We start from the raw sequence: 23,130 nt of genomic DNA on the forward strand, positions 1-23,130 counted from the left end.
CATACTTTGCGTCTTATTCCTCCGACGTAGAGTTGTTTACGCAGCAAGCGCGGAGTATGTCATCAGGGTCAAGAATTGAAATTGAGGGATGCCTGAATAGCAAAAAAGCGCCTTTAGGGCGCTTTTTTACATTGGTGGGTCGTGCAGGATTCGAACCTGCGACCAATTGATTAAAAGTCAACTGCTCTACCAACTGAGCTAACGACCCCTTGCGGGATTATGCTGCTTTAATCATTCAGGATGGTGGGTCGTGCAGGATTCGAACCTGCGACCAATTGATTAAAAGTCAACTGCTCTACCAACTGAGCTAACGACCCATATGGGTGTTACCTGAATGATTTTTACTCGAATCCAATCTTTAAGATTGGTGGGTCGTGCAGGATGACTCGCTTCGCTCGCCCTACGGGCCGTTGCTGGCGCAACGTTATCCTTCACGCTTAACATCTGAGTTTGATGTTAAGATTGGTGGGTCGTGCAGGATTCGAACCTGCGACCAATTGATTAAAAGTCAACTGCTCTACCAACTGAGCTAACGACCCGAGTGGTGGGTGATGACGGGATCGAACCGCCGACCCCCTCCTTGTAAGGGAGGTGCTCTCCCAGCTGAGCTAATCACCCGATACTGCGCTGGATACTACAAACTGCTTCCACCAAACACACCGCAATTAGTGGTGGGTCGTGCAGGATTCGAACCTGCGACCAATTGATTAAAAGTCAACTGCTCTACCAACTGAGCTAACGACCCGGTGGTGGGTGATGACGGGATCGAACCGCCGACCCCCTCCTTGTAAGGGAGGTGCTCTCCCAGCTGAGCTAATCACCCGATACTACGCTGGATACTACAACTAACTATGTTAGTGGTGGGTCGTGCAGGATTCGAACCTGCGACCAATTGATTAAAAGTCAACTGCTCTACCAACTGAGCTAACGACCCACTTTTTCGTTGCTTTCGGTTTGTTTGATATCCCGTGGCAACGGCGGCATATATTACTGATTTCAGACTTGAGCGCAACAAAAATTTCGATGTAGATCACTCAACTGCTTATGAATCGCACGACACGACCAGAAATAATGCGACTTCTGGTCGCGTGTTATGCATTACATGGCGTTCAGACGTTTTTGGGCCTGTTTAGCACCATCAGTACCAGGGTATTTACTGATAACCTGCTGGTACACGGCTTTTGCTTTCGCAGTGTCACCTTTGTCCTGCATGATGACGCCAACTTTAAACATCGCATCTGCAGCCTTCGGTGACTTCGGATAGTTTTTCACTACCGAAGCAAAATAGTACGCCGCATCATCTTTCTTACCCTTGTTGTAGTTTAACTGACCCAGCCAATAATTGGCGTTGGGCAGGTAAGTTGAATCAGGATAATTTTTGATGAAATTCTGAAATGCCACCATCGCGTCATCCTGGCGGGATTTATCCTGTACCAGCGCAATAGCTGCATTGTAATCAGTATTTGCATCGCCGCTTTTCACCGGCGCGCCAGCATTCGCAGTACCTGCATCAGCTGTTGGCGTCGTTGCCGCCGCCGCCCCGCTTTGATCGCCGCTGGCTGATTGTGCCGCTGCACCACCGCTGCTAAGGCTATCGATCTGCAACAAGATCTGCTTCTGCCGCTCCACGACCTGATTCAGTTGATACTGATTTTCCTGAATTTGACCACGCAGGGAATCAATATCGGACTGATTATCAGAGAGTTGTTGCTGGAGTTGGGTTAAAAGCTGGCTGTGAGCATTAGAAATACGCTCAAGTTGAGTGACGCGGTCTTCGACCGAGCCTGAGCCGACACTACTGATTGGTGCCTGAGCAAAAGCGGCCCAGGGGGCCGCTATACCAACCAGTAACGACAGACTCAATAGTTGATGTCTGAAGTTACTGCTCATGCAATTCTCTTAGTAAACCAGTACCGCACGACGGTTTTTGGAGTATGCCGCTTCGTCATGACCCAGTACTGCAGGTTTTTCTTTACCGTAAGAAACGATGGAGATCTGGTCTGCAGAAACGCCTTTACCCTGCAGGTACATCTTAACGGCGTTCGCACGACGTTCACCCAGGGAGATGTTGTATTCCGGAGTACCACGTTCGTCCGCGTGACCTTCTACGGTGACTTTGTAAGACGGGTTGCTACGCAGGAAGTTTGCGTGTGCATCCAGCATTTGAGCGAAGTCAGAACGGATATCGTATTTGTCCAGATCGAAGTAAACGATGTTATTCTGCTGCAGCTGTTGCATTTGCAGACGAGCCTGCTCTTCGGAAGACATGTTGCCGTTGCCGCCGTTCGCATCCATACCAGTGCCGGCACCCAGCATGCCTTCGCTGCCGTCATTGCTGGCGTTCTTGTTGGAAGAACATGCCGCAATTGCCATAACAGGCAGAGCAATCATCAGCCCTTTCAGCACTTTGTTCAGTTGCATTTCAATGATTCCTTTACTATTCAATTAATTATTATCACAGATACGGCGACCAGGCAGGGAATTTGACCTGTCCATCAGTTGCCGGAAGACGCGCTTTGAAACGCCCATCTGTAGAAACCAAATTCAGCACGGATCCCATCCCCTGAGAAGAGCTGTAGATTACCATAGTGCCGTTAGGTGCCAGACTTGGCGTTTCATCCAGGAACGTTGAGGACAGAACTTGTACGCCTCCCGTTACCAGATCTTGTTTGGCAATGTGCTGCTGCCCACCATTGGAGCTAACCATTACCATAAATTTACCGTCGCTGCTGACATCCGCATCCTGGTTCTGCGAACCTTCCCAGGTAATACGTTGCGGCGCACCGCCATTGATATTCACTTTATAAACCTGCGGACGACCGGCCTGGTCAGAGGTGAAGGCCAGGTTTTGACTGTCCGGGAACCAGGTCGGTTCAGTGTTGTTGCTGCGACCATCTGTCACCTGACGGATTTGACCAGAGGCTAAATCCATTACGTACAGATTCAGGCTACCAGTTTTCGACAGCGCAAAAGCCAGTTTGCTGCCGTCTGGCGAGAAGGCAGGCGCACCGTTGTGACGCGGGAAGGAAGCAACCTGACGCACTGCACCGTTAGCCAGCGTCTGGATTACCAGCGCGGAACGACCGCTTTCGAAGGTAACATATGCCAGTTTAGAACCGTCCGGTGACCACGCCGGAGACATCAGCGGCTGCGGAGAACGGTGAACCACAAACTGGTTGTAGCCATCATAGTCAGACACGCGCAACTCATACGGGAACTGGCCACCATTGGTCTGAACAACATAGGCAATACGGGTACGGAACGCACCTTTAATGCCGGTCAGTTTTTCAAACACTTCATCACTGGCGGTATGGCCAGCGTAACGCAGCCATTGTTTGTTTACTTTGTATGAGTTCTGAGCAAGCACAGTACCCGGTGCACCGCCGGTATCAACCAGCTGATAAGCAACATTGTAAGAACCGTCCGGATTCGGAGTGACCTGACCTACAACGACAGCGTCAATGCCCAGCGCAGACCATGCAGCAGGTTGAACTTCCTGCGCGCTACCTGGCTGTTGAGGCAGACGAGCGCGATCTAACGGATTAAATTTACCGCTGTTACGCAAGTCAGCAGCAACGATGCCGCCAATATCTTCAGGTGCCGCACCTGGACCCGCCCACTGGAATGGAACGACACCAATAGGACGACCGGAATCTACACCACTGTCGATCACAATGCGGACTTCAGCATGCAGAACTGACGCCCACAGTATGAGAAAACCAAATGCTACTCGTAATGCCTGCTTCATCATATCTCCCTTATCTGGACAGATAGCCCACGATAATTTAGCAGAATGTTAACAAACTCAAATACACAAAACTACCAGAACCCTACGACAACCGATGTCTGATGTTGACCGCCGTGACGACCAACATCGCGATTACGGTTTGAAGTCCAATGGTGCGTTCTTGAACACTTCATATACTGCCTGGCTTGGTGGTTTCGGGATCTTCGCAAGTTTAGCTGCTGCCAACGCAGCCTGACAAAGAGCGGGATCGCCACCTTCAGGTTTGATATCCAGTAACATGCCATCTGGTGCCAGTTTTATGCGCAGCGTACAGGTTTTACCTGCATAGGACGATGCATCATAGAACTTACTTTCGATAGCAGATTTAATCTGCCCGGCATAGTTATTGATATCTGCGCCTGATGCGCCATTGTTTTTAGTATTACCACTCCCGGCAGGCGAAGCATTGTTCCCTTTCGCCCCTCCCCCCGTTTTCGGTGCATTCTTACCAGAGCTTAGCTCACCGAAAATATCATCTGCCTCCGCGGCAGCTTTTGCTGCAGCCGCTTTTTCAGCTGCTGCTTTTTCTGCTGCTGCTTTTGCCGCTGCGGCTTTTTTGTCTGCGGCGGCTTTTTCTGCAGCTGCTTTCTTATCAGCTGCTGCCTTTTCAGCAGCCGCTTTTTCTGCTGCTTTTTTGTCGGCTGCGGCTTTTTCAGCGGCGGCTTTCTTATCTGCAGCCGCCTTTTCAGCAGCCGCTTTCTGCTCAGCGTCTGCCTTCGCTTTTTCAGCAGCTTCAGTTGCCGCTTTCTTTCTTGCTTCAGCTGCAGCAGCTTCTGCCGCTTCCGCTTTCTTCTTCAGCGCCGCTGCAGCTTTGGCGGCTTCGGCCTCGGCTTTTTTCTGCGCTTCGGCTGCGGCTTTGGCGGCTTCTGCTTCTGCTTTTTTCTTCGCGTCCGCAGCCGCTTTCTTCGCTGCTTCTTCGGCAGCTTTGGCTTCCGCTTCAGCCTTCGCTTTAGCATCTGCCGCCGCTTTCGCTGCTGCCTCTTCCGCTTGCTTCTGCTTTAACTCGGCCTGTTTAGCGGCTTCTTCAGCCTGTTTCTTCTGTTCCTGAGCAGCTAACCGTTCTTTCTCAAGCTGCTTCAGGCGTTCCTGTTCAGCCGCTTGTTTCTCACGCAGTTCTTCAGCAGCCTGCTGTTCCTTCATCTTGCGCTGCTCTTCAGAACGCTTCGCGCTTGATTCCTGGCTTTGCATGCGTTTGTACTGCTCAACTACCGCACCTGAATCAACCATTACAGCGTCGATGGACGAACCACCGCCGCCTCCGGCTGAAGCTTCTATATTCTCATCGAACGAACTCCAGATCAGCACTGCAAATAAGATGACATGCAGCACTGCTGAAATAATTATCGCCCGTTTGAGCTTGTCGTTTTGTTCGGTTGCCTTTGACACTCTCGGTTCCCAAAAACTGTTCGCCTGTTACCCGCTCTCTTAAAGCAAGGGAAACGCAGATGCTTAAATAGGCTGCGTCATTAAACCAACCGATTTCACACCCGCACTGTGTAACAAGTTCAGCGCTTTAATTATTTCATCGTAAGGCACATCTTTTGCGCCACCGATCAGAAAGACCGTTTTCGGGTTGGCATTGAAACGGCTGGATACTTCCGCCACCACCTGCTCTGGTGGTAAACGCTCCAGACGCTCTTTCTCAACCACCACGGTGTACTGACCAATACCAGACACTTCAACAATCACAGGCGGATTATCGTTACTGCTCACCGCCTGTGATTCAGTAGCGTCTGGCAGATCGACCTCCACGCTCTGGGTGATGATGGGCGCTGTCGCCATAAAGATCAGCAACAGCACCAGCAGTACGTCCAGCAACGGTACAATGTTGATTTCGGACTTGAGATCGCGACGACCTCGTCCACGCGCTCTGGCCATGGCTTACCCCTTGTTGCTCTCGCTAACGGTAAACGCCTGGCGGTGCAGAATCGCGGTAAACTCTTCCATAAAGTTGTCGTAATTCAGTTCCAGTTTGTTTACGCGCTGGTTGAGGCGGTTGTAGGCCATAACCGCCGGAATAGCGGCGAACAGACCGATTGCTGTAGCAATCAACGCTTCTGCGATACCGGGCGCAACCATTTGCAATGTTGCCTGCTTCACCGCGCCGAGAGCGATAAAGGCATGCATGATCCCCCAGACTGTACCGAACAGACCGATATACGGGCTGATGGAACCCACAGTGCCGAGAAACGGAATGTGCGTTTCCAGATTTTCCAGCTCACGGTTCATGGAAATACGCATCGCGCGCGACGCGCCTTCCACTACGGCTTCCGGTGCATGGCTGTTAGCACGATGCAGGCGCACAAATTCTTTGAACCCACTGTAAAAGATTTGTTCCGACCCCGAGAGATTATCTCGTTTTCCCTGGCTCTCCTGATAGAGGCGAGAAAGTTCGATTCCAGACCAGAATTTATCCTCAAACGCTTCGGCTTCGCGAGCTGCGGCGTTAAGAATACGGGTCCGCTGGATAATAATGGCCCAGGATGCGATTGAAAAACCAATCAAAATCAACATGATAAGTTTAACCAGAAGGCTCGCCTTCAGGAACAAATCAAGGATATTCATGTCAGTCACTGCTTAAACTCCGCGACAATAGACTTGGGAAGCGCACGAGGCTTCATTTTGAGTGGGTCAACGCAAACAATCAGAACCTCGGCTTCATTCAGCAGAGTATTCTCAGCGTTGACAATACGTTGCGTGAAAACCAAAGAGGTGCCACGCATTGATGTTATTTCAGTCTGTATTTCGAGCATATCGTCGAGCCGCGCAGGCGCGTAATATTCCACCGTCATCTTACGCACCACGAAGGCAACGCGTTCAGCCATCAAAGCCTGTTGACTGAAGTGATGATGACGCAGCATCTCTGTGCGTGCTCTTTCATAAAAAGCGATGTAACTGGCGTGGTACACCACACCACCGGCATCGGTATCTTCATAGTAGACGCGAACCGGCCATCGAAACAGCGTTGTATTCACTTTACATCCCAGTAATGCAACAAAAATTAGAACTTTTAAACGCTGCTACTATACGCGCGCGATTGAGGTTTGGGAATGAGGGCAAGTTAAGGGAGCGTAAAAATTTATGGACTGTTGAAGGTCCATAAATTTTTAAAGAGAATTCTGATTTAAAAGAAGAAGAAAATCAGCCCGACAATGAGAACGATATCGGCAAGCAGTGGGCAAAAAATCCCTTGCCAGAGAACCTTCTGCGGACGAAAACCCACGCCGTGAATTACGCCAGCACAGACGGCCCACATCAGCAATAAACCATGCCAGATTTCCAGTTCACTGGTCTTCGCGGCAAAACGTGATGGGTCCCAAAACATACATCCTGCTAACAGAAGCGCCATCACGAAGGAAAGCGCCCGCAGGGGGCGCTTGTCCATTACCGCATACAAAGTTGCGATAACCTTACTCATCAGCTGTCTTCTTGACCGGCTTTACCTGATTCGACGTGCTCAAGCGCCAGCGCGGTGATTACCCCAAACGAACAGGCAAGAAGCGTTCCCAGAATCCATGCGAAATACCACATTTTTAGCTCCTTACTTAGTACAGAGAGTGGGTGTTACGTTCAATATCTTCTTTGGTGATACGTCCGAACATTTTCCAGTAACACCAGGCGGTGTAGAGCAGAATGATCGGAACCAGAACCACCGCAACCCAGGTCATGACGTTAAGCGTCAGCTGGCTGGAAGTTGCATCCCACATTGTCAGACTTGCATTCATCATGGTGCTGGACGGCATCACAAACGGGAACATTGCAATACCGGCAGTCAGGATGATGCAGGCCAGCGTCAGGGAGGAGAACACAAACGCCCACGCGGCTTTATCCATACGTGCAGTCAGGATGGTCAGCAGTGGCAGAACCACACCCAGCGCCGGAATAGCCCACAGAATCGGCGTGTTGTTGAAGTTAACCAGCCATGCGCCAGCTTCACGAACCACTTCTTTATTCAGCGGGTTAGAGGCAGCGTAATGGTCCATTGTCGATTTCACGACATAACCATCGATACCGTACATCACCCATACGCCAGCCAGTGCGAAGCAGACCAGTGTCACCAGAGCCGCCACCTGAGCCGTTGCACGGGTACGCAGGTGCAGCTCGCCCACGGTACGCATCTGCAGATAGGTTGCGCCCTGGGTAATGATCATCCCTACGCTCACCACACCTGCCAGCAGGCCGAACGGGTTAAGCAGCTGGAAGAAGTTACCGGTGTAGTACAGACGCAGATATTCATCAACGTTGAACGGTACGCCCTGCAACAGGTTACCGAACGCCACACCAATCACCAGCGGCGGAACGAAGCTACCAATGAAGATGCCCCAGTCCCACATGTTACGCCAGCGGGTTTCTTCAATCTTGGAGCGGTAATCAAAACCGACCGGACGGAAGAACAAAGACGCCAGCACGAGGATCATCGCCACATAGAAGCCAGAAAACGCAGCAGCATAGACCATCGGCCAGGCAGCAAACAGTGCGCCGCCTGCGGTGATCAGCCATACCTGGTTACCGTCCCAGTGTGGTGCGATGGAGTTAATCATAATTCGACGCTCGGTGTCGTTACGACCGAGGAAACGGGTGAGCATGCCCACCCCCATGTCGAAACCGTCAGTGACTGCAAAACCAATCAGCAGAATGCCAACCAGCAGCCACCAGATAAAACGCAATACTTCATAATCGATCATTTGACGACTCCTGTCTTAGCGTGCCGGCTGAGTAGTCGTGGAGGACTGCTCAAAGTGATAGCGACCGGTTTTCAGGCTGCTTGGGCCGAGGCGTGCAAACTTGAACATTAAGAACAATTCTGCCACCAGGAACAGGGTATACAGGCCGCAAATCAGCACCATCGAGAAGATGAGATCGCCTGCGGTCAGTGACGAGTTCGCCACAGCTGTCGGCAGCACTTCACCGATAGCCCACGGTTGGCGGCCATATTCAGCCACGAACCAGCCCGCTTCTACAGCAATCCACGGCAGCGGAATACCGTACAGCGCGGCGCGCAGCAGCCATTTTTTCTCGCCAATGCGGTTGCGGATGACACTCCAGAAGGAGAGCGCAATGATTGCCAGCAGCAGGAAGCCACACGCCACCATGATGCGGAACGCGAAGTACAGCGGCGCTACACGCGGAATGGAGTCTTTGGTTGCCTGTTGAATCTGAGCTTCAGTCGCATCCGCCACGTTTGGTGTATAGCGTTTCAGCAGCAGACCGTAACCGAGGTCTTTCTTCATGCTATTGAACTGGTCACGAACCGCCTGGTCGGTAGAACCAGAACGCAGTTGTTCGAGCAGAGAGTACGCTTTCATCCCGTTGCGGATGCGTTCTTCATGCTGAACCATCAGCTCTTTCAGGCCGATCACTGGCGTATCCACGGAACGCGTTGCAATGATGCCCAGCGCGTAAGGGATCTGGATCGCAAATTTGTTCGTCTGCTCATCCTGATCAGGAATACCGAACAGAGTAAAGGCAGCAGGCGCAGGTTGCGTTTCCCACTCGGCTTCAATTGCAGCCAGTTTGGTTTTCTGCACGTCGCCCATTTCGTAACCGGATTCATCACCCAGAACAATAACAGACAGAACGGCAGCCATACCGAAGCTTGCAGCGATAGCAAAGGAGCGTTTAGCGAAGGCGAAGTCACGGCCTTTCAGCATATACCATGCGCTGATACCGAGGATGAACATCGCGCCAGTCACATAACCAGAGGCTACAGTGTGAACGAATTTCACCTGAGCAACCGGGTTAAGCACCAGTTCGGAGAAGCTCACCATCTCCATACGCATGGTTTCGAAATTGAAATCGGACGCGATTGGGTTTTGCATCCAGCCGTTCGCAACCAGAATCCACAGTGCGGACAGGTTTGAACCGAGCGCCACCAGCCAGGTGACACACATATGCTGAACTTTACCCAGACGATCCCAACCGAAGAAGAACAGACCTACAAAGGTGGATTCGAGGAAGAAGGCCATCAGACCTTCGATTGCCAGCGGAGCACCGAAGATATCCCCTACATAGTGGGAATAGTAAGACCAGTTAGTCCCGAACTGGAACTCCATGGTCAGACCGGTTGCCACACCCAGAGCAAAGTTGATACCAAACAACTTGCCCCAGAACTTGGTCATATCTTTATAAATCTGTTTGCCGGAAAGGACGTAGACCGTTTCCATAATGGCCAGCAGGAACGCCATACCGAGCGTCAGCGGCACAAAAAGGAAGTGGTACATCGCGGTCAAGGCAAACTGTAAGCGCGACAGTTCGACTATATCTAACATCATGACTCCTTGCTCATCGCATGAAGACTCCGAGAGTGAACCCCGTTAGAAAGGGTCACACGCATGCCCCAATACAAAATTATTTGCTCGCCCCTATCGTTGCCATTTCATCAAAAGAGGAAAGACAATGATAAAAAAGTTACAAATATGTTAATGAATAAACCAAATTGATCCCGTAATTATATTACGCCGCAAAATCCTTACAATAAACAGGTTTTTATTGAGCAAATTTGCATTTTTCGACAGTGATCAATTTATAGTGAAATTGTCACTATCCCACCAATTTGATCTACGACAATTTATCGCGTTTTGCAGATTTTTTTCAAGAATTAAAAATTGATTTATATCAAAATCAACCAGATATGTTAATCATGTATAATCTATAGATCATTGGTAATTTTATTGTTAATTTATTGTAACCAAATAGCACAGTAAAATTACCACTATGGAAATGCATAGATAAAAAACCAGTATTTTATTTAACAGAACCGCCTTACCCACTTTTTATAAGACTAATTGAGTAGATTAGCCAATTTGTTGTCATTTTACATAACATATTTTTATCAAAGTTAATTGATTGTTGTCTTTATGAGCACCCATCTTTACCCCGGAATGTTATTGTTGCTTTGCTAATAATCACGTTGAAGGATGGATTTGTAGAATGCAGGAGGAGGGGAAAGAGAGCTTTTAAGCTAAATTGCATCTGATATAAGTATTTTTCCCCTTTTTATATTCAATGAACGGCTCAGTGAGCCAACATCAAACAACATGAGATTCAATAACTAAGTTTATCCTGCGTTGGTATATGTAAATTATCTTTATTACCCCAGCAGCAAGACGAGACAATGAAACGGTATTATATCTGGACGTTATTGAACACCCGCCCACTCTAAGTAATACGTTCCACTGCTCAAGAATAATCATTTGAGTAGAAGTGATTAATTAGGTCCAATGAATAGTACAACCCCAAATGAGTTATTAACCATTTGTTACTTTAAACATTACTGTTACAATTTCATGTTAAGACGGCAGTAAATTGCATTAATAATGCGCACAAAACTTTATGAACTACTTTTATAACCAGCCCCTCTTAAAAAAAATGCAAATCAGATGTTGATCACAAATATATCAATACATTAAATCAATATAATTTGAAAAATTAAAATCAATAACAACCATATACGTAACCTATTGAAATAAACGTCATATTTAAACTAACCACATAAACAAGCATTTTTCGAAAGATATTTTGAAAATAGATCAATTGCAACCTGACGACAGGACACAGACACTCCAGTGTTATTAATCATGTGCCACAGAAACGGCCATAAATACGACGTGTGTAACTTATTTTACTCTCTGTCTTACAAAGGATTACCCATGAAGAAAGCAACACTAGTGCTTGGCGTTATTGGTGCCGACTGCCATGCAGTTGGCAATAAAGTTCTGGATCGCGTTTTTACTTCTCATGACTTCAGAGTCATAAACCTGGGCGTAATGGTCAGCCAGGATGAATATATTGATGCTGCCATTGAAACTGGCGCTGACGCGATAGTGGTTTCCTCTATCTATGGGCATGGGGATATCGACTGTCTGGGTATGCGTGAACGCTGCATCGAACGTGGGCTGGGCGACATTCTGCTCTATGTAGGCGGTAACCTGGTGGTGGGTAAACATGACTTCGCTGACGTGCAAATCAAATTCAAAGAGATGGGTTTTGACCGCGTCTTCGCCCCCAGCCATGACTTAGAAGATGTCTGCCAACTGATGGCCAACGATATCAACCAGCGTCATGGTGTTGAAACACGTATTTTCGAAGAGGCCATCTGATGCAAATCGTCTCTGTCGATATTGGATCGACGTGGACCAAAGCTGCCCTCTTTACCCGGGAGGGGGACGCGTTAACGCTGGTTAACCACGTTCTGACCCCAACCACCACGCATCATCTGGCCGATGGTTTTTTCTCAAGTCTGAATCAGGTGTTAAACGTAGATAACGCCCTCCCTCTGTTAAAAAGCGGCGAAGTCGCATTGAAGTACTCCTCTTCAGCCAAAGGTGGACTGGCGGTTGCCGCAATGGGATTAGTGCCTTCTATTACCCTGGAATCCGCGAAAGTAACCGCTCACTCTGCTGGCGCTAAAATAGCGCAGCATTACTCCTACAAGTTGAACCGCCGTGATATTCAGGCGCTGGAAGAGTCACCACCCGATATCCTCTTATTCACTGGCGGCACCGACGGCGGAGAAGAGAGTTACGGGCTAAATAACGCCCGTGTGCTGGCGGAATCAAAACTCGAGTGCGCCATTATTTATGCCGGAAACAGGGACATTCAGGACAATATACAGGACATCCTCGGGCATAAAGATCTGACTATCGTCGATAACGTCCTGCCTGACCTTGAAAATCCCTCCCCTTTCGCCGCGCGACAGGCCATCTGCGACATTTTCCTCAAACGCATTGTTAAAGGAAAAGGGCTGGATGTCATTGTTGATGAAACGGGCGAAGAGCCGATGCCAACGCCGTGGACAGTTTTTGAACTGGTTAAGGCAATCAGTAATGTCGATAGCAGTTGGAAAGAGTTCATGCTGATCGACATGGGCGGCGCAACTACCGATATGTATTCTGCCTGTGCCAATAATCTCTCACCCGACACCGTTTTACACGGCGTACCGGAACCCTTCGTAAAACGGACCGTTGAAGGCGATCTGGGAATGCGCGTCTCAGCAATGGCGGTTGGTGAAAGCGCAAAAGACTTAGTTAATGTGATCTTTTCTCAGCACCCCACGCAGCAGGACGCTTTTTATCATTATCTCCGTCATTTGGTTGCACATCCCGACCATTTACCCACTAACGCAGAAGAAAAATATTTCGATACTGTGCTGGCCGGACTGTGCGTAGGTTACGCCACTGAACGTCATGCCGGCACCAAAAAAGAGGTCTGCACCTGCGTCGGCAATGTCGATTTACAGATGGGACGCGACCTGACCACCGTGCGCAAAGTCGTTGGTTCCGGTGGATGGCTGTCGCGCGCCAGCCAGTTTGATATTCATCGTTGGTTGAAATACCGCGAGTTAAACGACGACGGCAAACGCATTCTCTTACCGACCGAATTCGAATATTACCGCGATTCACGGGGGCTATTTCCACTGCTGGCAAACGTCGCCAGAGTCGATCCGCAGGCCGCCGCGCGTACCAGTATTCAATGCTTAACCCTATAACAATTAAGGTAGCAATCAATGGAACTTCGAAATAAGAAATTAACCCATGACGAATTCATGACCGAGCGGCAACAGGTACTGAAAACCTGGGAAACTGGCAAGGATGTTGAAAACTTCGAAGATGGCGTTAAATATCAACAAACTATTCCTGATCACAAACGCTTCTCCCTTGCCCTACTGAAAGCAGACCTGGAAGGTAAAACGCTTAGCCAACCGCGCGCAGGCGTGGCGTTGATGGACGAGCACATCGAACTACTGAAAACACTGCAAGATGAGTGCGATTTGCTGCCGAGCACCATCGATGCCTATACCCGTCTGAATCGTTACGAAGAAGCCGCGGTAGGGATTAAAAAATCCATCGAAGCCGGAACCTCTAAACTGAACGGTTTACCGGTGGTTAACCACGGCGTCGCCGCATGCCGTCGTCTGACCGAAACCTTGCAAAAACCGCTACAGATCCGCCATGGCACACCAGATGCGCGGCTGCTGGCTGAAATCTCAATGGCCAGCGGCTTCACCAGCTATGAAGGCGGCGGCATTTCCTACAATATTCCGTACGCCAAACGCGTAACGCTGGAAAAATCGATCCGCGACTGGCAGTACTGCGACCGTTTAATGGGGCTGTATGAAGAGCACGGAATTCGCATCAACCGCGAACCGTTTGGCCCGCTTACAGGTACCTTGATTCCACCGTTTATCTCGCACTCTATTGCGATAATCGAAGGCTTGCTGGCACTGGAACAGGGCGTGAAATCTATCACCGTCGGTTATGGTCAGGTCGGAAGCCTGACGCAAGATATTGCGGCGATCCAGTCTCTGCGGGAACTCGCTCACGAATACTTCCAGAATCATGGCTATGCAGAGTACGAATTAAGTACGGTGTTCCACCAGTGGATGGGCGGTTTTCCGGAAGACGAGTCAAAAGCGTTCGCGATTATCTCCTGGGGCGCGGCGGTTGCCGGAATGTCGGGCGCAACCAAAGTAATCACCAAGAGTCCGCATGAAGCCTGGGGCATCCCTACCGCTGCCGCCAACGTGCAGGGACTGAAAGCCTCCCGCCAAATGCTCAATATGGTTAGCGATCAGAAATTCCCACCGTGTCCTGCGGTGGAACTGGAAGTTGAGCTGATTAAGAGTGAAGTTCGCGCCGTGCTGAATAAAGTGTTCGAACTGGGGAACGGGGATATCGCGCGCGGTACGGTGCAGGCATTTGAAGCGGGCGTACTGGATGTGCCGTTTGCGCCAGCCGCCTGCAACGCGGGCAAAATTCTTCCGGTTCGCGACAACACCGGCGCGATACGCGTGCTGGAAGCCGGCGCCGTTCCGTTGCCAAAAGACATTCTCGACCTTCACCACGATTACGTTGCCGAACGCGCACGCTTTGAAGGACGCCAACCGACATTCCAGATGGTTGTTGATGACATCAATGCTGTATCCCACAGTAAATTAATAGGAAGACCATAATGAAAATAAAACAGGCCCTGTTCACCGCTGGCTACTCCTCATTCTATTTCGATGACCAGCAGGCGATAAAAAACGGAGCGGGCCACGACGGATTTTTTTATACCGGGGAGCCGGTTACGTCTGGTTTTAGCGCAGTACGTCAGGCTGGGGAGTGCGTTTCAGTTCAGTTGATTCTGGAAAATGGCGCGGTCGCGGTTGGTGACTGTGCTGCGGTACAGTACTCCGGGGCAGGCGGTCGCGATCCGCTGTTCCTCGCCGAGCATTTTATTCCGTTCCTTAATGACCATATCAAACCGTTACTGGAAGGCCGCGATGTGGATGCGTTTGTGCCGAATGCCCGTTTTTTCGACAAGCTGCGTATTGACGGCAACTTGCTGCATACCGCCGTGCGCTATGGATTATCGCAGGCGTTGCTTGACGCTACCGCGCTGGCAACGGGCCGTCTGAAAACTGAAGTAGTTTGCGATGAATGGCAGTTACCGCGCGTGGCAAAATCCATTCCTTTATTTGGCCAGAGCGGCGACGATCGGTATATCGCCGTCGATAAGATGATCCTTAAAGGGATCGACGTACTGCCCCATGCGCTGATTAATAACGTCGAAGAGAAGCTGGGCTTTAAGGGCGAAAAACTGCGCGAATATATCCGCTGGCTGTCAGATCGCATTCTGAGCAAACGCACCAGCGCTCGCTACCACCCTACCCTACATATTGATGTATACGGCACCATCGGTTTGATCTTCGACATGGATCCCGTTCGCTGCGCGCAATACATCGCCAGCCTGGAAGAAGAAACACAAGGTCTGCCGCTGTACATTGAAGGTCCGGTCGATGCCGGTAACAAACCTGACCAAATTCGCCTGTTGACTGCCATCACCAAAGAGCTGACGCGCCTCGGTTCCGGCGTGAAAATTGTCGCCGACGAATGGTGTAACACCTACCAGGATATCGTTGATTTCACTGATGCAGCCAGTTGCCACATGGTGCAAATCAAAACGCCTGATCTGGGCAGTATTCACAACATCGTCGATGCTGTTCTGTACTGCAACAGCCACGGAATGGAAGCTTATCAGGGTGGCACCTGTAACGAAACCGATGTCAGCGCCCGAACTTGTGTCCACGTAGCTCTTGCCGCGCGTCCCATGCGGATGCTGGTAAAACCGGGGATGGGGTTTGACGAAGGCCTCGACATCGTGTTCAACGAAATGAATCGTACTATCGCGCTGATGCTGGCTAAGGATTAACAGATGGCTCGTTCTTTTAAAGTCTTATCACCTACTGCGATCCTCGGTTACGGCTTCCCTGAAGAGAGCTTCCGCAAAGCGATGGCGGAATCTCCCGATCTGATCGCCGTTGATGCCGGATCTTCCGATCCTGGCCCGCACTATCTGGGGGCGGGTAAGCCCTTTACCGACCGCGCGGGAGTTAAACGCGACCTGCGCTATATGATAACCGCAGGCGTGCAAAATAATATTCCAGTGGTGATCGGGACGGCCGGTGGTTCTGGCGCAGCCCCGCATTTGGAGTGGTGTCGTCAAATTATTCACGAGATAGCGCAAGAGGAAAAACTTTCGTTTTCGATGGCGCTGATCCCGGCGGACGTTGACAAAGCCATCGTCCACCAGGCACTGGATAACGGCAAAATCACGGCGCTGGATTTTGTCCCGCCGTTAACGCACGACGCGATTGACGAAAGTACCTACATCGTCGCGCAAATGGGCATCGAGCCCTTCCAGCGGGCGCTGAAAGAAGGCGCACAGGTGGTGCTGGGCGGCCGGGCTTATGATCCGGCCTGCTTTGCCGCGCTCCCCATCATGCAAGGCTTTGACGAAGGGCTGGCGCTGCACTGTGGGAAAATTCTCGAATGTGCAGCAATTGCCGCGACGCCAGGCTCCGGCTCTGACTGTGCGATGGGCATCATCGACGATAATGGCTTCACGCTGAAGACGTTCAATCCGCAGCGTAAATTCACCGAAACATCCGCAGCCGCGCATACGCTGTATGAGAAATCGGACCCGTACTTCCTGCCGGGACCAGGTGGTGTTCTGAATCTGAAAGACTGCACCTTCAAAGCCGTGAACGACGGTGAAGTTTATGTCAGCGGTTCTAAGCATGAAGAAACGCCATATGCCCTGAAACTGGAAGGTGCGCGGCAGGTGGGCTTCCGCTGCCTGACCATCGCAGGCACTCGCGACCCAATAATGATCGCCGGGATCGACAAAATCATTGAAGATGTCAAAGCCAGCGTAACGCGCAACCTGTCGCTGACCGACGACAGCATTCGAATGACATTCCACCTGTACGGTAAAAATGGTGTCATGGGCGACCACGAGCCCATGGAAACTGCCGGACATGAACTGGGGATCGTCCTGGATGTGGTCGCGCCGACGCAAGAAATCGCCAACAGTGTTTGTTCACTGGTGCGCTCCACTATGCTGCACTACGGTTATGAAAATCGCATCGCTACTGCGGGCAACCTGGCGTTCCCGTTCTCCCCTTCTGATATCCAGAGCGGACCCGTATACGAGTTTTCTATCTATCACCTGATTGAAGCCAACGACGCACTGCGCTTTGATTTCCATATTGAACAGGTGACGCCAGAAGGAGTTCAGGCATGAAACAGTCAATTGTCTCACTGGCGCAAGTCATTCGTTCGAAAAATGCCGGACCCTACGAACTGGTTTTAGATATTTTATTTAAAACGAAAGAAAACTATGAGCGAGTTAAATCATCAGGGCAATTAACTCCAGAGCTGATTGCGCGCTTATATCATGTTGAACCTGATTTTATTCATCGTATTGTCTGGTTTGATCCTTCTAATGCAGTAAAAATCGTCATGCCACGAGATATTATCTCCGGGAATGTGGGCGATAATGATGTTTATGGTGCGCAGCAGCACGCACCTTTATTAAGCATTCATTTTGACATTTAATAATTAATACTGTTTAGATTATCAATCCCATAAATGTACCTGCACAGATTTCTTTATGTCAGGTACATTTATCTAAACATATCAATAAAATTGATTACGAAGCTGCCAGCATTATCACAACAGAAATAACTGGTGGCCTACGTTCTCCTAAAAACCATACAACAATCACACGTAATTAAACAAAAAACACTTAAGTCAATACCGAATCTCTGCTGGAAAAAAGCCTGCCTTATCATTCGGTAAAAATAACCACAATGTGAGAACACATCATGTCCAAACCATTTATCTGGCAAGAACCGTTTTTACAATATAAAGACGCAACGGAATATAAATTAATCAGCGATCAATATATTACAGTAACGGAAATAGACGGCGAAGAAGTGATAAAAATCGCTCCGGAAGCATTAACGTTGCTTGCCCGGGAGGCATTTTATGAAGCCTCTTTTTTCTTACGTCCCGTTCACCTGCAACAAGTCGCCAGCATTCTGAACGATCCGCAGGCCAGCAGTAATGACAGATATGTGGCCTTGCAGCTACTGCGCAATGCCGAAGTCTCGGCAAAAGGGATATTACCCAACTGCCAGGACACCGGCACCGCCACCATTGTCGCCAGTAAAGGGCAACACATCTGGACCGGGGGCAATGACGCCGAAGCCTTAAGCAAAGGTATTTACACCACTTTCCAGGAAAATAATCTGCGCTTTTCACAAAATGCGCCACTGGATATGTATACCGAAGTCAATACACAAACCAATCTTCCGGCTCAGATTGATATCAGCGCCGTCCCCGGCGACGAGTACCATTTTCTGTGTGTCAATAAAGGGGGTGGCTCTGCCAATAAAGCTGCGCTTTACCAGGAAACTAAATCTCTCCTGCAACCAGAAAAACTGACTGCGTTTTTAATCGAAAAAATGAAATCGCTGGGAACTGCCGCCTGTCCGCCCTACCACATCGCCTTTGTCGTCGGGGGACTTTCTGCCGATCAGGCGCTAAAAGTTGCCAAACTAGCGTCGACAAAATACTACGATAATCTGCCCACCAGCGGAAACGAGCAGGGACAAGCCTTCCGCGATGTTGAGCTGGAAAAAACCTTGCTCGACGCCAGCCAACAATTTGGTATTGGTGCTCAGTTTGGTGGCAAATATTTCGCTCATGATATTCGTGTTATTCGTCTACCGCGCCACGGCGGCTCCTGCCCAATCGCTATGGCACTCTCCTGTTCCGCCGATCGTAATATTAAAGCCAAAATTAACAAGCACGGCATCTGGCTGGAAAAACTCGAACATAATCCGGGACAATATATTCCAGCCTCAATGCGGAAAGACAATCACACGCATAACGTACAGATTGATCTCACTCGTCCATTGCGTGAGGTAATGCAGGATCTCGCCACATTACCGATCGGCACCCGTGTGTCGTTAAGCGGCCCCATCGTAGTGGCGCGTGATATCGCCCACGCCAAAATAAAAGAACGACTGGATAACGGCGAACCGATGCCGGATTACCTGAAACATCATATCGTCTATTACGCTGGCCCCGCGAAAACACCGGAAAATATGGCCTGTGGTTCTCTTGGGCCCACCACGGGCGGTCGAATGGACGGTTATGTAGACGCCTTCCAGGCGGCTGGCGGCAGTCTGGTGATGTTATCGAAAGGCAACCGCAGCCAGCAGGTTACCGATGCCTGTCACAAACATGGCGGCTTTAATCTGGGAAGTATCGGCGGTGCGGCGGCGTTACTGGCACAAGAATATGTCAAAAGCCTGCATTGCCTGGAATATCCGGAGTTGGGCATGGAAGCAGTGTGGATGATGGAGGTTGAAAACTTGCCCGCGTTCATTCTGGTGGATGATAAAGGCAATAATTTCTTTAGTCAGTTTGAGCAGCAACACCGTTGCGCCAATTGCCCCGCCGGGCATTAAGGAAAGTGAATGGAAGCGCGGATTTCAACTGAACGACATATTCAGCGCCAGCAGAAACTGAAAGAACAGGTCGACACACGCATCGCGGCGGCGACGGAGAAAAAAGGAATATTGATTGTTTTCACTGGTAACGGAAAAGGAAAATCCACCGCCGCTTTTGGTACCGTGACGCGCGCCGTAGGTCATGGCAAAACGGTTGGCGTTGCGCAGTTCATCAAGGGACAGTGGGACAACGGCGAATATAACCTTCTCCATCCACTGGGCATTGAATTTCATATTATGGGAACAGGTTTTACCTGGGAGACACAGAATCGGCAAGCGGATATCGACGCGGCGAAAGAGGTCTGGTCTGAATGCAAGCGGATGCTGGCTGATGACCGTTACGATTTAGTGGTGCTCGATGAGCTGACCTACATGCTGGCTTACCATTATCTGGATACCGAAGAAGTGATCGCTTCGCTACAAAATCGCCCGGCGCAGCAAAACGTCATTGTCACCGGACGCGGCTGCCATAGTGAGATAGTAAAAATGGCGGATACGGTAAGCGAAATCCGCCCCGTCAAGCATGCTTTTGATAACGGTATTCAGGCACAGCCTGGTATCGACTGGTAATGACTGCGCCTGGCATCTCGCCAGGCGCAGGTTTTACATCTCCTCCGGTACGACCGATTTTGCCAGCAACCACTCACGAAAGAGTTGCAAGTGCGGATAATCAGCCTTCTCTTCCCGCCACGTCATAATAAAGCGATTGCCGGTACGAATAGGCACATCACACGGAATCACCATGTCACCGCTATCTAAATCGTGTTGAATTGCAAACCGGGGCAACAGCGCCACACCGAGATTAGATCGCACGGCGGCAATCAGCATTGAAAGTAAATCAAAACGTGGACCGTTATTCACCAACGGACTACTAACGCCAGACAATGCAAACCACTCTTCCCAGCCAGTAATACGGGTGCTTTGATGCAGCAGTGGTAGCTCACTTAATAGCTCTGCAACAGACAGTTTTTGGTCAGGAAGTGAAAGTAAACTGCCGCTGCATACCGGCAGGATCTCTTCCTCAAAGAGATATTCTACCTCCGACCAGGGCGCACAGAAATTTTCGCGCATAATGACGGCATCGTATTCCCGATTAAGAAAATCCCCGTTATTAGCTAATGAGTGAATATTGACAATAATATCGGGATACAATTTATTGAACTCACGTAAATTGGGGATCAACCAGTGCGTACTGAAAGTAGGATTGACAGCAAGCTCAATAACCTGAACCGTAGGCTGCCAGGTCATGATAGTATTCGTGTCACGTTCAAGCTTATTCAATGTTTCTTTAACAATTCCCAGATAATGCTTTCCGGCATCATTAAGAAATATTCTTTTTTTAGAATGCGCAAATAATGATATATGTAAAAAATCTTCCAGTGCGCTAACTTGCCTGAATACTGCGCTTTGGGTTAATGCTAACTCCTCTGCCGCTCTGGTATAACTTTCATGGCGTGCGACTACCTCAAAAGTTACCAACAGTTCCGTTTTGGGTATTTTTCCTCTCATAATGCCGTCCCTTAAAAATAGTTTAAACTATCAAAAAAACATTACTTATTGCTAAGTAATGGCAACCAAAGCAGCAATAGATATTTTATAAAAATCATGATCGATATTTATAACCCAGCAAGCCCGGCGTGACAATTGTCTCAATCAGATAATAATAATCCGAAAAGCAAAGCGCCCTTCGGATTATTATGATTCAAGTTAAGTGAAGATTATTAAATTGATAGCAATTATCATATCTATTGATATTATGATAAACAATCAACAAAAATTTTATTTTTGATTTATAGCATATCCTTCTAAGAATTTTTGCGAAGCTGCAATATCTGGGGTAAAGACCCGATCCTGGTCGACAAAAGGCACGACTTTTCTGTATTCGGTAAACATTGCTTTGGTGGATTTTCCTAATGCCAGTTGCGGATCGGCCTGCAACCGTAAATCGAGAGCCTGTGCGGAATGCATCAGTTCAATGCCATAAATCACGTTCAGATTATCGACAACCTGTTTCAATCTTCTGGCCGCGTGGTCATTATTGGCGCCGGTATCTTCTATACCTCCGGCAACCGGTTGAATATCGAAAGAAACAGGATTGGCGAGATCGACGTTTTCCGCATGCAGCGCGACAAACGGAATATGCAGCGAACCGAAGCCGTGACCTTTATTACCGGGCGCCGACAGGAAGCGCGTTAAACCGGTAAAGTGCTCATCCTCCAGGTGCAGCGAGCGACGCATACTGTTATGCGAAACATGTACCAGCGCCACGGTCAGACGCTGAGTGGCAAGCGCAACAGGTAACGATTCGAAGTTCGCCGTCGGGAAGATCCCGCCGCTGACTGCGCCATCTTTAACAAAATATTGCGCGACCTGACTGGAGTCCTGATACGCCTTGTCAGCATTCAGCACTGTTGCTGGGTTGTCATCGGAACTGTTGATTTGTACGGTTATGATCTCTTCAGCATCATGCAAAGCGCGTACTGATTCAGCAATGGTATATACCGTAGTTCTGAACGATAACGGATCTTGCAATGCACGTTTGTCATCTTTATGCCATAAATATGAACCGTTTAACGCATCGCGAATCTCTTTTGCAGAGTCAGCCAACTGCGGGAAAGGACGCACGGCAATTGACTGCGGCAGTACTGGTGCGACGTTACCATTCAACGCTTCCAGACTCATAGCGAAAACCACCGGGCTGACATTCAGCAACTGACGTGCCGAACGAACTGCTTCGATAGCGTAGGCTGTCCCGACGCTGTTGTTCGACAAAATCGCCAGCATATCTTTACCCTGTGGCACCAGTGGCTTAAGCCCCACTTTCGCCAGCGCGTCACCACCGCTCATTTGCACGCCATTTACTCGGGCTTTCCATTCCCCCATCATCACCAGACCAACGTGCGAAGCGAGCATAATATCCGCTGCGCCGATGCTTCCCCGCGCCGGAATTAACGGTGTAACGCCGCGGTTAATAAATTCGGCATACAACTCGGCAATATAAGGCTGCGCGCCGGTTTGCCCATGCAGCATAGTATTTAAACGTAATACCATTGAAAGGCGTGCCAGATAATCCGGTAACATCGGACCAACGCCCGCAGAATGGGCGCGCAGCGCGGCAGCATTAAATTTTTTCGACGCGTCAATCACCTCAGGCGTTAAATTTCCTTTGGCATCAAATATCGGCTGGTCTTTATTTAGCCCCACACCTACGGTTAAACCATAAACGGGTGTTCCAGAATGTGCGGCGGTCATCACCAGATCATAACTTTTTTCCATTCTGTCCAGAGCTTTCGGCGCGATTTTGACGTCGTTATCACCTAACGCAATTGACCAGGCCTGGTCAATGGAAAGATGTTCGCCATCCAGAGTAATGGTTGATTTCGCCATCGCGATGGAGCAAACGCTCCAGAGCACAACGGTGACAGTGACTCTTCGTATCAATCCTTTCATTGTGTTTCCTTATCATGATGAGTTTAACAACGGGTTACTGCGACAACGT

21 protein-coding genes and 7 tRNA genes are annotated in these 23,130 nt (G+C 49.5%); 8 read left to right on the plus strand and 20 right to left on the minus strand.

Going from position 1 to position 23,130, the window contains the following annotated elements:
- Positions 1–132: 132 nt before the first annotated feature.
- From D9741_RS16785 to cydA, 18 genes are all read right to left on the minus strand, one after another.
- Positions 133–208: transfer RNA gene (locus D9741_RS16785), tRNA-Lys, on the minus strand.
- A 33-nt stretch (positions 209–241) separates the two neighbouring features.
- Positions 242–317, minus strand: a tRNA-Lys gene (locus D9741_RS16790).
- A gap of 146 nt (positions 318–463) precedes the next feature.
- Positions 464–539 (minus strand) — tRNA-Lys (locus D9741_RS16795).
- A 3-nt stretch (positions 540–542) separates the two neighbouring features.
- Positions 543–618: transfer RNA gene (locus tag D9741_RS16800), tRNA-Val, on the minus strand.
- Between the two features lie 51 nt (positions 619–669).
- A tRNA-Lys gene (locus D9741_RS16805) sits at positions 670–745 on the minus strand.
- A gap of 2 nt (positions 746–747) precedes the next feature.
- Positions 748–823, minus strand: a tRNA-Val gene (locus D9741_RS16810).
- Between the two features lie 35 nt (positions 824–858).
- Positions 859–934, minus strand: a tRNA-Lys gene (locus tag D9741_RS16815).
- Between the two features lie 164 nt (positions 935–1,098).
- Positions 1,099–1,890 (minus strand): cell division protein CpoB, encoded by a 792-nt coding sequence (gene cpoB / locus D9741_RS16820; protein ID WP_130214946.1) that lies wholly within the window; start codon positions 1,888–1,890, stop codon positions 1,099–1,101.
- A 9-nt stretch (positions 1,891–1,899) separates the two neighbouring features.
- On the minus strand, positions 1,900–2,421 hold the full coding sequence (gene pal / locus D9741_RS16825) for a peptidoglycan-associated lipoprotein Pal (RefSeq protein WP_001295306.1): 522 nt from the start codon (positions 2,419–2,421) through the stop codon (positions 1,900–1,902).
- A 34-nt stretch (positions 2,422–2,455) separates the two neighbouring features.
- Positions 2,456–3,748: a Tol-Pal system beta propeller repeat protein TolB gene (gene tolB, locus D9741_RS16830; RefSeq protein ID WP_010352214.1), complete on the minus strand. Its 1,293-nt coding sequence runs from the start codon at positions 3,746–3,748 to the stop codon at positions 2,456–2,458.
- A gap of 132 nt (positions 3,749–3,880) precedes the next feature.
- Positions 3,881–5,173, minus strand: a complete 1,293-nt coding sequence (gene tolA / locus D9741_RS16835; RefSeq protein ID WP_130214948.1) for a cell envelope integrity protein TolA — start codon at positions 5,171–5,173, stop codon at positions 3,881–3,883.
- A gap of 63 nt (positions 5,174–5,236) precedes the next feature.
- Positions 5,237–5,665, minus strand: coding sequence for a colicin uptake protein TolR (gene tolR, locus D9741_RS16840; RefSeq protein ID WP_130214950.1), 429 nt, complete (start codon positions 5,663–5,665; stop codon positions 5,237–5,239).
- A 3-nt stretch (positions 5,666–5,668) separates the two neighbouring features.
- Complete coding sequence (gene tolQ / locus D9741_RS16845) at positions 5,669–6,361, minus strand: Tol-Pal system protein TolQ (protein ID WP_000131310.1); 693 nt, start codon at positions 6,359–6,361, stop codon at positions 5,669–5,671.
- Complete coding sequence (ybgC, locus tag D9741_RS16850; protein ID WP_001098372.1) at positions 6,358–6,762, minus strand: tol-pal system-associated acyl-CoA thioesterase; 405 nt, start codon at positions 6,760–6,762, stop codon at positions 6,358–6,360. Before ybgC ends, tolQ begins: the two co-directional genes overlap by 4 nt.
- A gap of 149 nt (positions 6,763–6,911) precedes the next feature.
- Positions 6,912–7,205: a cyd operon protein YbgE gene (gene ybgE / locus D9741_RS16855; protein ID WP_063096546.1), complete on the minus strand. Its 294-nt coding sequence runs from the start codon at positions 7,203–7,205 to the stop codon at positions 6,912–6,914.
- Positions 7,205–7,318, minus strand: a complete 114-nt coding sequence (gene cydX / locus D9741_RS16860; protein WP_000270283.1) for a cytochrome bd-I oxidase subunit CydX — start codon at positions 7,316–7,318, stop codon at positions 7,205–7,207. The genes ybgE and cydX overlap by 1 nt, the downstream gene beginning before the upstream one ends.
- 14 nt (positions 7,319–7,332) lie before the next feature.
- On the minus strand, positions 7,333–8,472 hold the full coding sequence (cydB, locus tag D9741_RS16865; RefSeq protein ID WP_000568264.1) for a cytochrome d ubiquinol oxidase subunit II: 1,140 nt from the start codon (positions 8,470–8,472) through the stop codon (positions 7,333–7,335).
- A gap of 15 nt (positions 8,473–8,487) precedes the next feature.
- A complete protein-coding gene (gene cydA, locus D9741_RS16870; protein ID WP_010331061.1) occupies positions 8,488–10,056 on the minus strand; it encodes a cytochrome ubiquinol oxidase subunit I in 1,569 nt (522 codons plus the stop codon).
- Positions 10,057–11,436: 1,380 nt separating this feature from the next.
- Here cydA and glmS point away from each other — a divergent pair.
- The 8 genes from glmS (at position 11,437) to cobO (ending at position 20,201) form a co-directional block, all read left to right on the plus strand.
- Positions 11,437–11,886 carry a methylaspartate mutase subunit S gene (gene glmS / locus D9741_RS16875; RefSeq protein WP_130214952.1) on the plus strand — a complete coding sequence of 150 codons (450 nt, stop codon included), beginning with the start codon at positions 11,437–11,439 and terminating at the stop codon, positions 11,884–11,886.
- The gene (gene glmL / locus D9741_RS16880; protein WP_130214954.1) at positions 11,886–13,274 is read left to right on the plus strand and encodes a methylaspartate mutase accessory protein GlmL; all 1,389 of its coding nucleotides are present in this window, start codon (positions 11,886–11,888) and stop codon (positions 13,272–13,274) included. The genes glmS and glmL overlap by 1 nt, the downstream gene beginning before the upstream one ends.
- Before the next feature lie 18 nt (positions 13,275–13,292).
- Complete coding sequence (locus D9741_RS16885; RefSeq protein WP_130214956.1) at positions 13,293–14,738, plus strand: methylaspartate mutase subunit E; 1,446 nt, start codon at positions 13,293–13,295, stop codon at positions 14,736–14,738.
- Complete coding sequence (locus D9741_RS16890) at positions 14,738–15,979, plus strand: methylaspartate ammonia-lyase (RefSeq protein WP_130209898.1); 1,242 nt, start codon at positions 14,738–14,740, stop codon at positions 15,977–15,979. Before D9741_RS16885 ends, D9741_RS16890 begins: the two co-directional genes overlap by 1 nt.
- A gap of 3 nt (positions 15,980–15,982) precedes the next feature.
- Positions 15,983–17,353: an acyclic terpene utilization AtuA family protein gene (locus tag D9741_RS16895; protein WP_130214958.1), complete on the plus strand. Its 1,371-nt coding sequence runs from the start codon at positions 15,983–15,985 to the stop codon at positions 17,351–17,353.
- Positions 17,350–17,667 carry a DUF4387 domain-containing protein gene (locus tag D9741_RS16900; RefSeq protein WP_130214960.1) on the plus strand — a complete coding sequence of 106 codons (318 nt, stop codon included), beginning with the start codon at positions 17,350–17,352 and terminating at the stop codon, positions 17,665–17,667. The genes D9741_RS16895 and D9741_RS16900 overlap by 4 nt, the downstream gene beginning before the upstream one ends.
- A gap of 269 nt (positions 17,668–17,936) precedes the next feature.
- Positions 17,937–19,589 (plus strand): class I fumarate hydratase, encoded by a 1,653-nt coding sequence (locus tag D9741_RS16905; protein WP_130214962.1) that lies wholly within the window; start codon positions 17,937–17,939, stop codon positions 19,587–19,589.
- Positions 19,590–19,598: 9 nt separating this feature from the next.
- Positions 19,599–20,201 (plus strand): cob(I)yrinic acid a,c-diamide adenosyltransferase, encoded by a 603-nt coding sequence (gene cobO, locus D9741_RS16910; RefSeq protein ID WP_130214964.1) that lies wholly within the window; start codon positions 19,599–19,601, stop codon positions 20,199–20,201.
- Positions 20,202–20,234: 33 nt separating this feature from the next.
- Here cobO and D9741_RS16915 read toward each other — a convergent pair whose 3' ends face one another.
- Positions 20,235–21,140, minus strand: a complete 906-nt coding sequence (locus D9741_RS16915; protein ID WP_130209888.1) for a LysR family transcriptional regulator — start codon at positions 21,138–21,140, stop codon at positions 20,235–20,237.
- Between the two features lie 270 nt (positions 21,141–21,410).
- Positions 21,411–23,081, minus strand: a complete 1,671-nt coding sequence (locus tag D9741_RS16920; protein ID WP_130214966.1) for an aromatic amino acid ammonia-lyase — start codon at positions 23,079–23,081, stop codon at positions 21,411–21,413.
- Positions 23,082–23,130: the final 49 nt, after the last annotated feature.

The sequence above is a fragment of the Escherichia sp. E14V7 genome, assembly GCF_004212225.1.
Classification (GTDB): domain Bacteria; phylum Pseudomonadota; class Gammaproteobacteria; order Enterobacterales; family Enterobacteriaceae; genus Escherichia.

Excerpts from the sequence above, each read along its gene's own strand:
- cpoB (WP_130214946.1), bottom strand. The coding sequence starts at position 1,890 with ATGAGCAGTAACTTCAGACATCAACTATTGAGTCTGTCGTTACTGGTT.
- pal (WP_001295306.1), bottom strand. The coding sequence starts at position 2,421 with ATGCAACTGAACAAAGTGCTGAAAGGGCTGATGATTGCTCTGCCTGTT.
- tolB (WP_010352214.1), bottom strand. The coding sequence starts at position 3,748 with ATGAAGCAGGCATTACGAGTAGCATTTGGTTTTCTCATACTGTGGGCG.
- tolR (WP_130214950.1), bottom strand. The coding sequence starts at position 5,665 with ATGGCCAGAGCGCGTGGACGAGGTCGTCGCGATCTCAAGTCCGAAATC.
- ybgE (WP_063096546.1), bottom strand. The coding sequence starts at position 7,205 with ATGAGTAAGGTTATCGCAACTTTGTATGCGGTAATGGACAAGCGCCCC.
- cydX (WP_000270283.1), bottom strand. The coding sequence starts at position 7,318 with ATGTGGTATTTCGCATGGATTCTGGGAACGCTTCTTGCCTGTTCGTTT.
- cydB (WP_000568264.1), bottom strand. The coding sequence starts at position 8,472 with ATGATCGATTATGAAGTATTGCGTTTTATCTGGTGGCTGCTGGTTGGC.
- cydA (WP_010331061.1), bottom strand. The coding sequence starts at position 10,056 with ATGTTAGATATAGTCGAACTGTCGCGCTTACAGTTTGCCTTGACCGCG.
- glmS (WP_130214952.1), top strand. The coding sequence starts at position 11,437 with ATGAAGAAAGCAACACTAGTGCTTGGCGTTATTGGTGCCGACTGCCAT.
- glmL (WP_130214954.1), top strand. The coding sequence starts at position 11,886 with ATGCAAATCGTCTCTGTCGATATTGGATCGACGTGGACCAAAGCTGCC.
- D9741_RS16885 (WP_130214956.1), top strand. The coding sequence starts at position 13,293 with ATGGAACTTCGAAATAAGAAATTAACCCATGACGAATTCATGACCGAG.
- D9741_RS16890 (WP_130209898.1), top strand. The coding sequence starts at position 14,738 with ATGAAAATAAAACAGGCCCTGTTCACCGCTGGCTACTCCTCATTCTAT.
- D9741_RS16895 (WP_130214958.1), top strand. The coding sequence starts at position 15,983 with ATGGCTCGTTCTTTTAAAGTCTTATCACCTACTGCGATCCTCGGTTAC.
- D9741_RS16900 (WP_130214960.1), top strand. The coding sequence starts at position 17,350 with ATGAAACAGTCAATTGTCTCACTGGCGCAAGTCATTCGTTCGAAAAAT.
- D9741_RS16905 (WP_130214962.1), top strand. The coding sequence starts at position 17,937 with ATGTCCAAACCATTTATCTGGCAAGAACCGTTTTTACAATATAAAGAC.
- cobO (WP_130214964.1), top strand. The coding sequence starts at position 19,599 with ATGGAAGCGCGGATTTCAACTGAACGACATATTCAGCGCCAGCAGAAA.
- D9741_RS16915 (WP_130209888.1), bottom strand. The coding sequence starts at position 21,140 with ATGAGAGGAAAAATACCCAAAACGGAACTGTTGGTAACTTTTGAGGTA.
- D9741_RS16920 (WP_130214966.1), bottom strand. The coding sequence starts at position 23,081 with ATGAAAGGATTGATACGAAGAGTCACTGTCACCGTTGTGCTCTGGAGC.